This window comes from Rhodococcus sp. Leaf278 (genome assembly GCF_001426085.1).
In the GTDB taxonomy this organism is placed as follows: Bacteria; Actinomycetota; Actinomycetes; order Mycobacteriales; family Mycobacteriaceae; genus Rhodococcoides.
Genome location: NZ_LMRR01000034.1, coordinates 129,322 through 144,867, shown reverse-complemented (window position 1 = coordinate 144,867; position 15,546 = coordinate 129,322). Strand labels below are relative to the sequence as shown.

The following is a 15,546-nucleotide window of genomic DNA, read 5'->3' as shown; positions in this document are numbered from 1 at the left end:
GTCACGTGAACTCCTGGTTCGTCCAAGGTTGGCGCAGATGCTTCAGAGTCAACGCCGTATCGATCGCCGCTGCAGTCGCCTGTGCGCCCTTGTCCTCGAACGAGCCGGGCAGGCCGGCCCGATCGAGCGCCTGCTGCTCGTCGTTGGTGGTGAGCACCCCGTTGGTGACCGGAGTGCCCTCGTCCAGCGATACTCGCGTCAAGCCGGCCGTGACGGCGTCGCACACGTACTCGAAATGCGGTGTGCCGCCGCGGATGACGACGCCGAGGGCCACGACGGCATCGTGGTTGCGGGCCAGCGCCTGAGCGACGACAGGTAACTCGATGGCACCGGCGACGCGGATCACGGTGACGTCCTCCACTCCCGCCGACTCGGCTTTGCGCAGCGCTCCCGCGAGCAGTGCCTCGGAAATCGTTCGATGCCACTGGCCGGCCACGATCGCCAGCTTCAGATCGTTCGCACCGGCGAGCTGGAGGGTGGGTTCGCCGTCGCCGCTCATGGGGTGACTCCGTTTTCGCCGGGAGTGGAGCCTGCGGAATGACCATTGTCAGGAACAGGAGTGGAGCCTGCGGAATGACCATTTTCGTACTCATCCAGACCGGTGAGGTCGTGGCCCATGCGGTCGCGCTTGGTGCGCAGGTACGTGAGGTTCTCGGCGTTGGCGCGCAACGGCATCGGCACTCGCTCGGTCACGTGCAGACCGTAGCCGTCGAGTCCCACTCGCTTGGCCGGATTGTTGGTGAGCAGACGCATCGACGACACACCGAGGTCGACGAGGATCTGGGCACCGATTCCGTAGTCGCGGGAGTCGGCGGGCAGGCCGAGCTGCAAGTTGGCGTCGACGGTGTCGGAGCCGGCGTCCTGCAACTGGTAGGCCTGCAATTTGTGCAGCAGTCCGATTCCACGGCCCTCGTGTCCGCGCATGTAGAGGACGATTCCGCGTTCCTCGGCGGCCACCATTTCGAGGGCGGCGTCCAGTTGCGGTCCGCAGTCACAGCGCAGCGAGCCGAAGACGTCACCGGTGAGGCATTCCGAGTGGACGCGAACGAGCACGTCGTTGCCGTCACCGTCGGGCCCGGCGATGTCGCCGCGCACGAGGGCAACATGCTCGACCTCGTCGTAGATGCTCTGGTAGCCGACAGCCCGGAAGGTGCCGTGGCTGGTGGGGATTCGTGCGTCGGCGACGCGCACGACGTGCTTTTCGTGCTTGCGACGCCAGGCGATCAGGTCTGCGATCGAGATGAGCGCGAGATCGTGCTCGTCGGCGAACACGCGAAGTTCGTCGGTCTGGGCCATCGCGCCTTCGTCCTTCTGGCTGACGATTTCGCAGATGACGCCTGCGGGCCGCAGATCGGCCATCCGGGCCAGGTCGACGGCCGCCTCGGTGTGGCCGGGGCGACGCAAGACTCCGCCGTCCTTGGCGCGCAGCGGTACGACGTGGCCGGGGCGAGTGAAGTCGCCGGCCCCGGTGTCGGGATCGGCGAGGAGTCGCATCGTGGCTGCACGGTCGGAGGCCGAGATCCCGGTTCCGATTCCCTCGCGGGCGTCGACGGTCACCGTGTACGCGGTTCCGTGCTTGTCCTGGTTGGTGGCGAACATCGGCGGCAGACCGAGTCGGTCGCAATCCTCACCGGACAACGGAACACAGAGATAGCCGGAGGTGTAGCGAACCATGAAGGCGACCAACTCCGGGGTGGCCTTCTCGGCGGCGAAGATCAGATCGCCTTCGTTTTCGCGGTCCTCGTCATCGACGACCACCACGGCTTTGCCCGCAGCGATGTCCGCAACTGCGCGCTCGATACTGTCGAACCTGGTCACGAAAGTGCGCTCCATACGTCTCGGGCCTGGCTCAGCGCCCTTCGAATGTCTCCGATGCACCGTTACCTGCGTGCACTTCAACAGTACTTACTGTGCGTCGATCGACTGCAGCCGCTCCACGTACTTGGCGATCACGTCGACTTCGAGGTTGACCGGTGATCCGACCTCGGCCGTGCCGAGCGTGGTCAGATCGAGGGTGGTGGGTATCAGTGAAATCTCGAACCAGTGCGCACCGTCGTCGACACCGAGCCCGGACACGGTCAGCGAGACTCCGTCGACGGTGATCGAGCCCTTTTCCACGACGTAGCGCGCAACCGAGGTGGGCATGGTGATGCGCACGACGGTCCAGTTTTCCGAGGGTGAGCGACTCGCCACAGTTCCGGTTCCGTCGACGTGGCCCTGGACGAGATGCCCACCGAGCCTGCTGCCGAGTGCCGCGGCGCGTTCGAGGTTGACGCGGCTCCCGACGTCGAGGGCACCCAGGCTGGATCGGTTCAACGTCTCCTGCATGACATCGGCGGTGAAGCCGCCGTCCGGAAGTACCTCCACGACGGTCAGACACACCCCGTTGACCGCGATGGAGTCCCCGTGGCCCGCATCGGAGGTCACCACCGGCCCGCGAACGGTGAAGCGAGCAGCGTCGGTCAGTTCGTCCTTGGCCACGATCTCGCCCAGCTCTTCGACGATTCCGGTGAACATCTAATTCGCTCCTTCGGGCACGACGCCGATCAGTATGTCGTTGCCGATCATGGTGACTGTCTCCGTGCGGAACCGAATTGCGTCGGCAATTGTTCCGATGCCCGTATTCTCCACCGCCGCGGGTCCGCTGCCCAACACGGCCGGGGCGACATAGGCCACGACGCGGTCGATCAACCCGGCAGCGAGGAATGCTCCGGCCAGCGTCGGACCGCCTTCGATCTGGACATCGGAGTGTTCGCCTAGAGCTTCGATCACCGCCGCCGGATCGTGTGTGTCGAGAAACACCGTGGGTGCCTCCGACCCACGAATCGCCGCGGTCGCCGGTATCGGCCGCGATCCGACGACGACGCGCACGGGCTGATGGGGCGCGAGGGACCCGTCGGGGCGACGGGCGGTCAGCCGCGGGTCGTCGGCCAGAACGGTTCCGGTTCCCACGACGATGGCATCGAGCTTGGCCCGCTCGGCGTGCACGTGCGCCCGCGCCTCGGCACCGGTGATCCACTGACTCGTCCCATCGGCGGCGGCGCTACGGCCGTCGAGAGTCGCGGCATATTTCCAGGTCACGTGCGGCCGCCCGGTGCGTTGCTTGTGCAGCCATGCCCGCAGCGGACCCTGTCGTACGTCGCGTTCGCCTATCCCCTGCTCGACGCGAATGCCCGCGCCGCGCAGGGTGTCTGCGCCGCCTGATGCGAGCGGGTTCGGATCGGCCACGGCGTACACGACTGCCGCGATGCCCGCCTCGATCAGCGCCTGTGAACACGGTCCGGTGCGACCGGTGTGGTTGCAGGGTTCGAGGGTCACTACGGCTGTGCCGCCGCGAGCTCGATCCCCGGCCTCGGCCAGGGCCACGATTTCGGCATGAGGTCCGCCGGGTGGACGCGTGGATCCGACTCCTACGACGGTTCCGCCTGCATCGAGGATCACGGCACCGACCGCAGGGTTCGGGGCACTGATACCCCGGGCGGACTCGGAGGCCTCGATGGCGAGGGCCATGGCGTCGACGATCGACACCGCCCTGCCTTCGACGCTCATACGACTGTGCCCGGGTCGTCCATCAGGCCAGGTGGTGCGATGCGTGGGCGGCCCGGGCGCGAAGATCGCGCACGGCGGCGGCAGGGTCGGCAGTGTCGTAGACGGCCGACCCGGCGACGAAGCAGTCGATACCGGCTTCGGCCGCTTGCTCGATCGTGTCGGAATTGATTCCGCCGTCGATCTCGACCACCAATCGTAGATCACCTGAATCGACAAGTGCCCGAACAGCTTTCGTTTTGGAGAGCACCTCGGGCATGAACGACTGCCCGCCGAAGCCGGGCTCCACGCTCATCACCAGCAAGGTGTCGAAGTCACGCAAGATCTCGAGGTACGGCTCGATGGGCGTGCCGGGCTTGACGGACAGGCCGGCTTTTGCGCCCGCTGCGCGGATGTCACGTGCCACGGCGGACGGGTCGTCGGCCGCCTCGGCGTGAAAGGTCACGTTGTAGGCCCCGGCCTCGGCATAGGGAGGGGCCCAGCGCGCCGGATCCTCGATCATCAGGTGGCAGTCGAGGGGGATGTTCGTCGCTTTCAGCAGACTCTTGACGACCGGAAGACCGAGCGTGAGGTTGGGAACGAAGTGCGCGTCCATGACGTCGACGTGCAGCCAATCGGCTCCGGACACCGCCTCGGCTTCGGCGGCGAGCCGTGCGAAATCGGCGGACAGAATGGAGGGGGCAATCATCGGGGAAACCACGATTGACGAGCCTAGCCGAGCGGTATGGTGCGCCCATGGCCACCATCGACTCCGCCACGGCGATGATCGCCGAACTGCCCGAGGTCAGCGAGGGCGTCAGGTACGGACATTCGGCATGGGCGGTCGGCAAGAACGTGTTCGCGTGGATCCGCCCGTTCAGCAAGGCCGACCTGAAACGGTTCGGCGACGAGACGCCGCCCACCGGACCGATCCTCGCCGTTCTGACTGCGGACCTGCACGAGAAGGAGGCCATCCTCGCCGCACATCCGCGGGCGTGCTTCACCATCTCTCACTTCGACGGCTTCGCCGCGGTGCTGGTCGACCTCGACAACACCGACGACGACGAACTTCGCGAACTCGTGATCGACGGGTGGCTCGTCCACGCCCCGAAGCACGTCGCCGAGGCGTTCCTGGCCGGCGGCTGAATCCGCCGCCTCCCGGTCACATCGGTTTACGCAGCGCCGCCATGAACATCGCGTCCGTACCGTGCCGGTGCGGCCACAGTTGCACGGACGTACCGTCACCGAGTTTCGGCACTCCCGGGACGAGCTCGCGGGTGTCGAGCTGTTCGACGCCGAAGCGGCGGACCGCCTCGGCGACGACAGCGGTGGTTTCGGACAGGTGTGGCGAGCACGTCGAATACAGCACTACCCCACCGGGGCGAACCAGGTCGATCGCCGCTGCCAGCAACTCTTTCTGCAGCGTCACCAGGGCTGCGACGTCGGACGGCTGTCGTCGCCACCGCGCCTCGGGCCGACGGCGTAGAGCCCCGAGCCCGGTGCACGGCGCGTCCACGAGTACTCGGTCGTAGCCACCGTCGAGTCCGGACTGCCTGCCGTCGACGGTATGCACCGTCACCGGAAGGTCCTTGGTCGTCTTGGACACCAGATCGGCGCGGTGCGGTGTGGGCTCGACGGCATCGACTGTGGCACCGTCGATCTCGGCGATGGCACCGATCAGGGCGGCTTTACCTCCCGGGCCGGCACAGAGGTCCAGCCATCGACCACCGTCCACACCGATCAGCGGCGCGAGGGTGAGCGCCCGTCCGACGAGTTGACTGCCCTCGTCCTGAACTCCGGCCAGTCCGTCCCGGACGGCGTCGATCTTGCCGGGATCGCCGCCGTCGAGGTGCACGGCGTACGGCGAATAAGGTCCTTCCTCTCCCCCGGTGATCAACGCCAGTTCTTCTGCCGAGATCTCTCCGGGCCGCGCGACGAGGTGAACCGAGGGCCGTGCGTCGTCGGCTTCGAGTACGGCGGCGAGTTCACCGGCGTCGGCACCCAGCGCGTCGGCGAAGGCCTGTGCGATCCACTTGGGATGTGCGTACTCGAAGGCGAGGTGGCCGACCGGATCCTTCGCTGCGGGGGGTGCCAGTTCGTCCACCCACTGCGCAGCCGTCCGTTCGGACACGCGCCGCAGCACTGCATTGACGAAACCTGCTTTGCCGGTGCCGAATTCGGACCTGGCCAGATCCACCGACGTGGCGACGGCCGCGTGCGGTGCCACCCGAGTCCGAAGCAACTGGTAGGAGCCGAGCCGCAGAATGTCGAGCAGAGGCCCGTCTATTTCCGCAGCAGGCCGCCCGGCCGCGTGGGCGATCACCGCGTCGAGCACCCCACGCGCGCGGGATGCGCCGTAGGCGAGTTCGGTGGCCAGCGCAGCATCGCGCGAGTCCAGCTTCCGCTCTCGGAGCAGGCCGGGCAGCACCAGGTTGGCGTAGGCATCGCGCTCGCGGACCGCCTTGAGTACGTCCCTGGCCGCGCGGCGTGCCGGGTCGATCGCATCGACTGCGCGGGGTCCCGCGCCCTGCGGAGGCCGATTTCCTTTGGGACCACGAGCTCCTGGCGACTTCTTCACGAACTTCCGCGGCTGACCGGACTCGCGCTTGCGGGGCTTGTCGGGGTCTGTCATCGCGCTACCGCCGTATCGTCCAGCCGAGCGCCGCGCGCCCAGTCGAGTGCCTTCATGACCTTCTTGCCCTGGGGCTGAATATCCCCGAGAACAATTGCGGCCGTGCCTGTTCCGATGTGCACACCGGATTTGCGTACCTCGATCGCGCCGGGAGGCAGCGTGTCGGGCACCAGCTCTACCGGGGCGATCTTGACGCGGAGTTCGCCGATCGTCGTCCACGCGCCCGGAGCCGGGGTGACCGACCTGATGTGCCGATCGATGTAGGCGGCGGATCGATTCCAGTCGATGCGTGCCGAGTCGACGGTGACCTTGCTCGCGTACGAAACACCGTCGTCGGATTGGGTATGGGCGCTCGCGGTTCCGTCCTCGATCGCGTCGAGGGTTGCGGTCAGCAGTTCGGCTCCGCTCGATGCGAGTCGGGCGAGCAGGTCACCCGTGGTGTCGGTCGAACGAATTCTCTCGGTGACGACGCCGAGCACCGGTCCGGTATCCATTCCCGCGTCGAGCAGAAAGGTGGAGGCGCCGGTGATCTCGTCACCTGCGGCGATGGCGGCCTGCACGGGCGCGGCACCGCGCCATGCGGGCAACAGCGAGAAGTGCAGGTTGATCCAGCCGAAACGAGGAATGTCGAGCACCGGCTGAGGCAGCAGCGCACCGTATGCCACAACCGGGCAGACGTCGGGTGCGAGGTCGATCAGCTGCGACACGAAATCCGGGTCCGACGGCTTCGCCGGCGTGAACACCGGAATGCTGTGCTCGTCGGCCAGCAGACCGACCGGGGATCGGACGGTCTTTCGCCCTCGCCCGGATGCGGCGTCGGGCCGGGTCACCACGGCGATCACCTCGTGGCGTTCGGACTCCAGCAACCTCTGCAGCGATGGGACTGCGGGGTCCGGTGTTCCGGCAAAGACGACGCGCACTGTAGGCAACTCCCTGGGATGGACGAAACGATCTCGGGTGTCCATCCTAGGGAGTGCCGAGCGCTGCGGACGATTCCGCACCCAGCGTTCATGTCGCGTCGGGAACGTCGACCGCCTCGTCCGGCTCGGCGTCGTCGGGGCCGTCCTCCGCGAGGATGCGGTACATGGACTTGCGCGCCTCGACGAGGATGTCGGCGGCCTGTTCGACCTGCCGGGACGTGCCGACTGCGGCCACCTGGCCTGCTGCTCCCATCAACTGTCCGATGAGCGCCCGAAGATCTCGCGCGTCGAAACCGACCGAGTCGGCAACGTCGTCCCACGGACTGCCCAGGTCCTCGCGATGCTGGTCGATGTGCGATCGCCCCTCATCGGTCAGAGCTGCCGTCTTGCGTCCGGCCACCTTGTCGATGAGAACCAGACCCTCGTCCTCGAGCTGAGACAGAGCCGGATAGATCGAGCCGGGGCTCGGCTTCCAGGTGCCGTTGCTCTTGTCGGCGATCTGTTGGATGAGCTCGTATCCGTGCATCGGACGCTCCTCGAGCAGCAGCAGGATTGCCGCTCGCACGTCTCCGCGTCGGCCTCGTCCTCCTCTGCCCCGGCCTCGGCCGAAATCTGCATTCGGTCCGAAACCACCAGCCCCGAAACCGGGCCGCATGCCCTCGCGGCCGCGTCCGAACCCACCTCCCGCACCGCGCCTGCCGCGATCACCGTGTCCCCTCTTTCCGCGCCCTCGCTCTCGATGACCGCCCTCGTCCACCGGGACGTCATCGTCGGTCTGGGCAACCCACATCTGAAACGGTGCGCCGCGCATGTGCGCGCGTCCGCCTCCACTGCCTGCGAACGGCCCCATCCGGGGGCCTCCGCGACGTCCGAATTCGTGTGCGAATCCTTCGAATGCGTAGTTCATGTCGTTCTCCTCTGTATCGTTTGACGTTTCGACGATATATCGGCAATACAATTTGCGCAAGATTGTCGCCGAGTTCGTGGTGTTCGACTCCCATGAAGCTTCGACAACCGTCGGCTCTCGGTACGATGGACCGGCCGGTACGAGCCACCGATCTCTGCGACTGGCGTGTCGGCACCCGCTCACGAACGAGGGAGGCCGCATGGCCGGATCAGCGGGGCGACGGGTTCTCGTCGTGCTCGGCTGCGTTCTCGCTGTCGTCCTCCTGGTCGGATCCGGCGTCCTCGGCCACCGCATCTCGGTGCTGATCGACGACGTCGCACAGCTCGCAGGCGGAATCGCCGCGACGGTCGTCTGCGGCCGGACTGCCAGGAGTCGGACGGGTTCCGAACGCCAGTGGCGCGTGCTGATGGCCGCGGGAATGGCGTGCTGGAGCGCAGGCATGGCGGTATGGGCCTTCTACCGATCCGTGCTCGACATGCCACTGCCGACCGCATCGGTCGCAGACCTCGGGTTCTTCCTCTTCCCTGTCTTCGCCGTTCCCGCTCTGTTCGCCTTCGTGGGAGTGTCGCCCCGACGAGCGGCCGCAGGTGCCCGCCATATCTGGCTCATGTCGCTGCTCGACGGTGCCGTCGTCGTGGGATCACTCTTCGTTCTGTCATGGGCCACTGTGCTCGGTGCGGTCGTGCACTCGTCGGAGTCCGAACCCATCGAGTTCCTGGTGGCCGTCATGTACCCCATCACCGATCTGGTTCTCGTCGCCATGATCGTGCTGCTCATCGTGATTCCGACCATCGCGGCTCGGTACAGGTCACAGCTCACCCTGCTCGGTGCAGGGATCCTGATGCTGGCGATCTCGGACAGCATCTACGCGTACCTGGTCGCAATCGGGGCAGAATTCATGCCCGTCCTCACCGACGGGGGATTCATCGCCGGCACCGCGCTCATCGCTCTCGCGGCCGCCACACCCAGAACCCTCGACGACCGCCCGTCGACATCCGGCCCTGTGACGTACGGCCCGTCGGCATACGGCCGAGAGCCCGTTGCGCTTACGTCCACAGCCAGCGTCGCCGGTGAACGAACGCAGATGCTGCTGCCCTACGCGCTGATGGGCGCCATCGGCATCGTGCTGGCGGTTCTGCGTGTGCTGACCGGCACCCTCGACTCGACGGTCATCGTGCTCGGGGTTGCGGTGGTGCTGCTCTCACTCGTCCGACAGATGGTCACCTTGATACAGAACGACAACCTGCTCCGTAGCTTGACTCTGGCTCGGGACGAGCTGACCTACCGCGCGCATCACGACGGTCTGACCGGACTGCTCAATCGATCGTCGTTCGACGAACATCTGCGCGCGGCAGTGAACGACGCCCGGGCGGGCCGCCAGAGCTCAGTCCTGCTTCTGATCGACCTGGACAACTTCAAGAGCGTGAACGACCGATTCGGCCACGGCGGCGGCGACGAATTGCTGATCGAACTTGCACGGCGACTGAACACGTGTGTCGGGGAGGGAGTGGTGGCGCGTTTCGGCGGTGACGAGTTCACCGCCCTGGTGTACGCAGACCTCGACACCGGTCACGCCACCGCGGTACGCATCGCCGAAGCGATGCAGACTCCCCATGACATCGACGGGCATCCGGTCTCGGTCGGAGCGTGCGTCGGTGTCGTGGAGATAGGCCGGGCAACCGAGGCCGATGCCGACCACACCGCACCACGAACCACCGATATCGACGAGGACGAGCTGATGCGGCTCGCCGATCGCGCGATGTATCGGGCCAAGCGTGAGGGCAAGGCCAGGGTCTACGCCTACGACATCATGGGCGCGCTCAGCGCGGTACCGATCGACACCTATCGGGACAATTTAGGAACCAGGCCGAATATTGTTGCAGGAGAACCAGATCCGGCTCGGTTGATGGGGCCGCCGACCAGAACATAGGCGCCTGTGGCCGGGATGGACTCCAAATTCGTCAGGTTCTCCAAGCTGATCCGTCGCCGATCGTAGAGCTTGACCGACACCGGGTAGGTCTCGTCGTTGCCCAGATCGGGTCCGAAGGTATCGGTGCCGAGTGCGCCGCGATCCGCCAGCTTGCCCGTGTCGATCAACCACTGCGCCGCCTCCGCAGAGAACCCGGGTTGATGTGTCACACCGTCCGCGTCCGCATTGGCGTACGCGTCTGTGCCCCAACGCGACGACCATCCGGTCCAGGCGATCACGGCCGCCCCCGTCGGAATGACGCCGTGTCGAGCCTCCCAGTTCTGCAGATCTGCGACTGTGACGGCATAGTCTGCGTCGGCCGCTGCCTGCTGCCGGATATCGATCTTCACCGCGGGCAGAAACAGATCTTCCGGATCGAGCTGGTCGGCGGTCAGTCCACCCTCCTGAAAGTGCGCGGGTGCCCCCCAGTGCGTGCCGGTGTGTTCGCCCTCCTTGACGTACTGGAGGTAGAACCCGTCCTCGGCGACTGTGAATGCCGTGTCGAGTGAGAACTCGGGATCACCGGGAAAGATCGGGGTGAGCGCGGGATCGTTGACATGGGACAGAGACACGATCCCGAGCATGCGGTCCAACGGAACGGCAGGCCCGGCAGGCTGCGCCGAGCCGGTACCGGGCAGGGCGTCGGCGGTGGCGGGCGCAACCAACCGTGCCCCCATCAGCACTGCCACACCTGTTGTCACTCGGCGAAAGAGCTGCCTTCTCTTCATATCCCCCACTCTCCACCTCTCGTCGGCACCCCGTGCGCCTCCCCGACGCAACTCTAGGCCCTGCCGAACCCCGAAGGCAGCGTCAACCGATCCGAATCGGATCTATCTGGACCCGCACTCCCGCGCCCAGTTTCTTGGCACTGCGAGATGCCTGCGCAGCGGACAACGCCCGAGCCAGCGCCGCCCCGGTACTACGGGGCACGCGTATCAGCAGCCGCTGCACATCACCGGAAAGCCCGTCCTCTCCACTGCTCGCCGGCGGGCGTTGACCGTCCGGTAGATCGACCGGCCCCAGCACCTCCACGGCCTCGGGTAGGTCTGCACTCTCGACCAGCGCCATGATCGCCTCGGTGGTGCCGTCTATCGCTGCAACGTGGACGGCCGGCGGAAAACGCACCTCCACACGCTCGTCCAGCTGACTCCTCGCGTGCCACAGAGGATCCCAGCGAACCAAGGCTTGCACAGTAGGGATCTCCGATTCGGCCACGACGACCACACGGCCACCGTCGGAACCCGGTCGCACCATGGCGGCGGCCGTCATCCACCGACGTAGGGTCTCCTCTGCGGCACGCAGATCGGCCCGGCCGAGCAATGCCCAGCCGTCGAGCAGCAACGCCGCGCCGTAGCCACCCTCGACCGTCGGCTCGGCACCGACCGTGGACACCACGAGTCCGGCACCGGGACGGACCGAGTCGAGCACTGTCGCACCTCCGGAATTGTGTACCGGCACACCCGGAAAGGCCCGCCCCAGTTCCTCGGCAGTTCGGCCCGCCCCGATCACGACCGCACGGAGATTTCGCGATCCGCAGACCGTGCATCGATGTGCAGCGTCGGCAATTCCGCACCACGAACACGTCGGACTGCTCGCACCGTCACTGCCCGCGGCCGAGGGAAGGGCCAGCGGGCCGTTGCATCGACGACACCGCGCCGGATTCCGGCACTTCGCGCATGCCAGTGACGGCACATAACCGCCACGTGGAACCTGAACCAGCACAGGTGCATCGGCCTTCAACGCCGCCCGGGCAGCCTCGAAGGCAATCGCCGGTAAACGGGCCACGCGAGCCGCCGGATCCCGCGCCAGAGCATGGTCCGAATCGGCAAGCGCAACCACGTGAGGTTGGCGCTCACGGACCAGCTCACGCGGAGCGACCAGGTCGTGGGCCCAGCCCGAGTCGACGAGCGCTTCGGCCTCCGCCGTGCGCGAGTGTCCACCGATCACCAAAGCCGTCCCGGACACGTGGGCGCGGAGCAATGCCACCTCGCGCGCGTGTGGATACGGGGACCGAGGCTCCGCGAAACTGTCGTCACCGTCGTCCCAGATCGCGATCATGCCGAGTGTCGACACCGGAGCGAAAACGGCACTCCGCGTTCCGACGACGACGACCGATCCCGATCGCAGACACCTCAGCCACTGCCGATACCGCTTGGCCGGACCGAGTCCGGCCGACAGCGCCACAACATGTTCGGCCCCGAGCAACGCCGTGCACGCCGCTTCCACGCGATCGAGATCGCGCTGATCGGGCACCACGACCACCGCAGACCTACCGCCTGCCACCGTCACGGCCGCAGCCTCGGCCAGACGAATCGACCACTGTTCGCCGGGAAGCGCCTGCCACACCGCGCGCGGAAGGCGGCCGGACGCCAGGGCGTCGAGGAAGTTCGGACCGTGGGTGTAAGCGGACCACGCCACGCGGTCGACGGCAGGCTCGTTCGGAGGATCGACGACGGATGTCGCTTCCGCCTCGACCCGCGCGTGGCGTGCCGGTACCGCCAGACGCAGCACGTCCGCCCGCGTTCCGGCGTAGCGATCGGCTACGGCCTCGGCGAGCTCGGCGATCTCGGGTGTCAGGACCCGCTCCGCGGACACCACCCGATCGAGCCATCCGAGCTTGCCGTCGTGGTCGGTCTCGGCCAGCCTGGCCAGCACGAAACCGTCGACCAGACGGCCTGCGAACCGCACCCGGACGCGAACGCCGGGTTGCGCATCCTCACCGAGCTCCTCGGGAACGAGGTAGTCGAACTCTCGGTCGAGATGCGGCAGCGGCAACATCGGGAGAATCCGCGCGATCGGCAGATTCGACGCTGCCACCCGTGCTACGCCCGCCACTGCACCTCCCTCCTCGATTCTCACCCCACACTCGATGTCGGAGCACCGAGCCGGTGCGAGCAGGGTACGTGCAGGGCGGCCGAAGCCGAACTCAGAGCCCGGCAGCCTCGCGGAGCTTCCCCGCGCGATCGGTGGATTCCCACGGAAGATCGATATCCGTACGGCCGAAGTGGCCGTACGCGGCCGTCTGCGCGTAGATCGGGCGGAGCAGATCCAGATCGCGGATGATGGCCCCGGGGCGGAGGTCGAACACCTCGCTGATCGCCGCCTGAATACGAGCGGGATCGGTCTTCTCCGTGCCGAATGTCTCGACGAACAACCCGACGGGGGCGGCCTTGCCGATGGCGTAGGCCACCTGTACCTCGATGCGATCGGCGAGCCCGGCAGCGACCGCGTTCTTGGCGACCCACCGCATTGCGTAGGCGGCGCTGCGATCGACCTTCGACGGGTCCTTTCCGGAGAAGGCTCCGCCGCCGTGCCGCGCCATGCCCCCGTAGGTGTCGACGATGATCTTGCGTCCGGTCAGGCCGGCGTCACCCATCGGGCCACCCAGCACGAACTTTCCGGTGGGGTTGACCAGCAGACGCACGTCGGAGGTGTCCAGCGTCGGCACGTCCAATTCGGCGAGTACCGATCCCAGCACCTTTTCCCGGATATCAGGAGTGAGCAGGTTGTCGAGATCGATGTCGGCCGCATGCTGAGTCGAGATGACCACGGTGTCGAGGCGAACGGCGTTGTCACCGTCGTATTCGATCGTCACCTGCGTCTTGCCGTCCGGACGCAGGTACGGCAGCACCCCACTCTTGCGGACCTCGGTCAACCGCCGAGAAAGCCGGTGCGCCAACGCGATAGGCAACGGCATCAGCTCCGGAGTGTCGGTGTTGGCGTAGCCGAACATCAACCCCTGATCTCCCGCGCCCTGACGATCGATCTCGTCGTCGGACAGTCCTTCGACTCGCGCCTCGTGCGAATGATCGACTCCCTGAGCAATTTCGGGAGACTGCGCGCCGATGGCAACGTTCACGCCGCACGAATTTCCGTCGAACCCCTTGGCCGACGAGTCGTACCCGATCTCGAGCACCTTCTCGCGCACGATCTTGGGGATGTCGGCGTACGCGGTGGTGTTGACCTCGCCAGCGACGTGCACCTGACCGGTGGTGACCAATGTCTCGACGGCCACACGAGAACGCGGGTCCTCCGTCAGCAGAGCATCGAGAATCGAATCGCTGATGGCGTCACAGATCTTGTCTGGATGACCCTCTGTGACTGACTCGCTGGTGAAAAGCCGACTACCGGACTTGCTCACGGACTTCCTCTCGACGCATGTTCCTGCCCGACCCGACGCCTGGCGCCGGTCGGGCACTACACGAAAATTGACGTTCCCTCGGTGTTATCGCCCCTGCCGGAACATGGCAAACCTGATCTCTACGATCGATACGACACGTGTCCAGCACAGTATCCGGCACAACATCGCTCGTGCACCTTTGGCATCATGGCTGATTCGAACTCTGTCGGGGGCTGCGCGTATCGAGCATCTGAGCCACCGAATCCAGCACGCGGCTCGCGAGAAGCGCTTTGGAGCCCTCACCGAGCGCCGCCTCGGAACCGTCGGAACCGAGCAACCAGCCGTCGTTGTGGTCCACTTCGAATGCCTTGCCGTCACCGACGGCATTGACCACGAGCAGGTCGCAGCCCTTGCGCTCGAGCTTCGCCCGCGCATACGTCAACACATCGCCGTCGGCGTCGCCTGTCTCCGCGGCGAACCCGACGATGACGGTCGATGATTCGATGTCGCCGTCCCGTCGAGCAGCGACCAGGCCGGCGAGTATGTCGTCGTTGCGGATCAACGGGATCGACGACGGCTCGTTCGCACCCTTCTTGATCTTGCTGCCCGCGATCGACTCAGGACGGAAGTCGGCGACCGCGGCCGCCATCACCACTGCATCGACACCGACGGAAAGCTTGCGAACCGCGTCCTGCATGTCCGACGCCGTCTTGACGTGCACCACGTCGACGGCGGCGGGAGCGTGGAGGTCGCTGGTGTAGCCGGCAACCAACGTCACCTGGGCTCCGCGTTGAGCAGCCACTCGTGCCAGTGCAAATCCCTGCTTGCCCGAGCTTCGATTGCCCAGAAAACGGACAGGGTCGAGGGGCTCACGAGTACCGCCGGCAGACACCAGAACATGGCGTCCTTCGAGGTCCCGGGGCAGCGCGTCGGCACGCTCGGTCACGAGCATCGACAGCGCGAAGATCTCGTCCGGTTCCGGAAGCCGGCCAGAACCGGTGTCACGTCCGGTCAGTCGCCCCGACGCCGGTTCGATCACGTGTGTCCCGCGCGAGCGGAGGGTCGCGACGTTGGCGACCGTGGCCGGGTGCTCCCACATCTCGGTGTGCATCGCGGGAGCCAGAACCACAGGACACCGCGCGGTGAGCAGGGTGGCCGTCAGAAGATCGTCGGCACGTCCCCCGGCGATGCGAGCCATCAGGTCCGCGGTGGCGGGCGCGACGACGACGAGGTCCGCGTCCTGACCGAGGCGGACGTGCGGAACCTCCGGCACGTCCGCAAAGACCCCGGTGTGCACCGGTTGACCGGACAGCGCCTCGAACGTCGCGCGTCCGACGAACTCCAGGGCCGATGCGGTCGGAATCACCCGTACCTGATGCCCGCTCTCGGTGAAACTGCGGATGAGCGAACAACTCTTGTAGGCGGCGATACCTCCGCCGACTCCGACGACAACGTGCAAGTCAGATGTCCTCT

The 15,546-nt window shown here is 66.4% G+C and carries 14 protein-coding genes; 2 read left to right on the top strand and 12 right to left on the bottom strand.

Annotated elements, in window-relative coordinates; translation table 11 throughout:
• Window position 1: 1 nt before the first annotated feature.
• From ribH to rpe, 5 genes are all read right to left on the bottom strand, one after another.
• Window positions 2–499, bottom strand: coding sequence for a 6,7-dimethyl-8-ribityllumazine synthase (gene ribH, locus ASG84_RS19705; protein WP_057478681.1), 498 nt, complete (start codon window positions 497–499; stop codon window positions 2–4).
• Complete coding sequence (locus ASG84_RS19700; protein WP_235581749.1) at window positions 496–1,818, bottom strand: bifunctional 3,4-dihydroxy-2-butanone-4-phosphate synthase/GTP cyclohydrolase II; 1,323 nt, start codon at window positions 1,816–1,818, stop codon at window positions 496–498. Before ASG84_RS19700 ends, ribH begins: the two co-directional genes overlap by 4 nt.
• 87 nt (window positions 1,819–1,905) lie before the next feature.
• Window positions 1,906–2,517, bottom strand: coding sequence for a riboflavin synthase (locus tag ASG84_RS19695; protein WP_057478679.1), 612 nt, complete (start codon window positions 2,515–2,517; stop codon window positions 1,906–1,908).
• Window positions 2,518–3,549: a bifunctional diaminohydroxyphosphoribosylaminopyrimidine deaminase/5-amino-6-(5-phosphoribosylamino)uracil reductase RibD gene (gene ribD, locus ASG84_RS19690; protein WP_057478678.1), complete on the bottom strand. Its 1,032-nt coding sequence runs from the start codon at window positions 3,547–3,549 to the stop codon at window positions 2,518–2,520. It abuts the gene before it with no gap.
• Window positions 3,550–3,571: 22 nt separating this feature from the next.
• On the bottom strand, window positions 3,572–4,246 hold the full coding sequence (rpe, locus tag ASG84_RS19685) for a ribulose-phosphate 3-epimerase (protein WP_057478677.1): 675 nt from the start codon (window positions 4,244–4,246) through the stop codon (window positions 3,572–3,574).
• A 35-nt stretch (window positions 4,247–4,281) separates the two neighbouring features.
• On the opposite strand from rpe, the gene ASG84_RS19680 reads away from it, so the two are divergent.
• Complete coding sequence (locus ASG84_RS19680) at window positions 4,282–4,671, top strand: MmcQ/YjbR family DNA-binding protein (protein WP_057478676.1); 390 nt, start codon at window positions 4,282–4,284, stop codon at window positions 4,669–4,671.
• A 16-nt stretch (window positions 4,672–4,687) separates the two neighbouring features.
• Here the strand turns inward: ASG84_RS19680 and ASG84_RS19675 are convergent, their stop codons facing one another.
• The 3 genes from ASG84_RS19675 to ASG84_RS19665 all read right to left on the bottom strand — a co-directional run bounded on the left by ASG84_RS19675 (window position 4,688) and on the right by ASG84_RS19665 (window position 7,888).
• A complete protein-coding gene (locus tag ASG84_RS19675; RefSeq protein ID WP_057478675.1) occupies window positions 4,688–6,157 on the bottom strand; it encodes an RsmB/NOP family class I SAM-dependent RNA methyltransferase in 1,470 nt (489 codons plus the stop codon).
• Entirely contained in the window at window positions 6,154–7,077 is a 924-nt protein-coding gene (gene fmt / locus ASG84_RS19670) for a methionyl-tRNA formyltransferase (RefSeq protein ID WP_057478674.1), read from the bottom strand. The genes ASG84_RS19675 and fmt overlap by 4 nt, the downstream gene beginning before the upstream one ends.
• 88 nt (window positions 7,078–7,165) lie before the next feature.
• Entirely contained in the window at window positions 7,166–7,888 is a 723-nt protein-coding gene (locus ASG84_RS19665; RefSeq protein WP_082521111.1) for a PadR family transcriptional regulator, read from the bottom strand.
• A 295-nt stretch (window positions 7,889–8,183) separates the two neighbouring features.
• On the opposite strand from ASG84_RS19665, the gene ASG84_RS19660 reads away from it, so the two are divergent.
• Window positions 8,184–9,914 (top strand): GGDEF domain-containing protein, encoded by a 1,731-nt coding sequence (locus ASG84_RS19660; RefSeq protein ID WP_057478794.1) that lies wholly within the window; start codon window positions 8,184–8,186, stop codon window positions 9,912–9,914.
• On the opposite strand, the gene ASG84_RS19655 is transcribed toward ASG84_RS19660, so the two are convergent.
• The 4 genes from ASG84_RS19655 to coaBC all read right to left on the bottom strand — a co-directional run bounded on the left by ASG84_RS19655 (window position 9,827) and on the right by coaBC (window position 15,532).
• The gene (locus ASG84_RS19655; RefSeq protein ID WP_057478673.1) at window positions 9,827–10,681 is read right to left on the bottom strand and encodes a cyclase family protein; all 855 of its coding nucleotides are present in this window, start codon (window positions 10,679–10,681) and stop codon (window positions 9,827–9,829) included. The two genes, ASG84_RS19660 and ASG84_RS19655, sit on opposite strands and share 88 nt — an antisense overlap.
• Window positions 10,682–10,763: 82 nt before the next feature.
• Window positions 10,764–12,731, bottom strand: coding sequence for a primosomal protein N' (locus ASG84_RS19650; protein WP_200936637.1), 1,968 nt, complete (start codon window positions 12,729–12,731; stop codon window positions 10,764–10,766).
• Window positions 12,732–12,879: 148 nt separating this feature from the next.
• The gene (gene metK, locus ASG84_RS19645) at window positions 12,880–14,094 is read right to left on the bottom strand and encodes a methionine adenosyltransferase (protein WP_057478672.1); all 1,215 of its coding nucleotides are present in this window, start codon (window positions 14,092–14,094) and stop codon (window positions 12,880–12,882) included.
• 184 nt (window positions 14,095–14,278) lie between these two features.
• Window positions 14,279–15,532, bottom strand: coding sequence for a bifunctional phosphopantothenoylcysteine decarboxylase/phosphopantothenate--cysteine ligase CoaBC (coaBC, locus tag ASG84_RS19640; protein ID WP_156399620.1), 1,254 nt, complete (start codon window positions 15,530–15,532; stop codon window positions 14,279–14,281).
• Window positions 15,533–15,546: the final 14 nt, after the last annotated feature.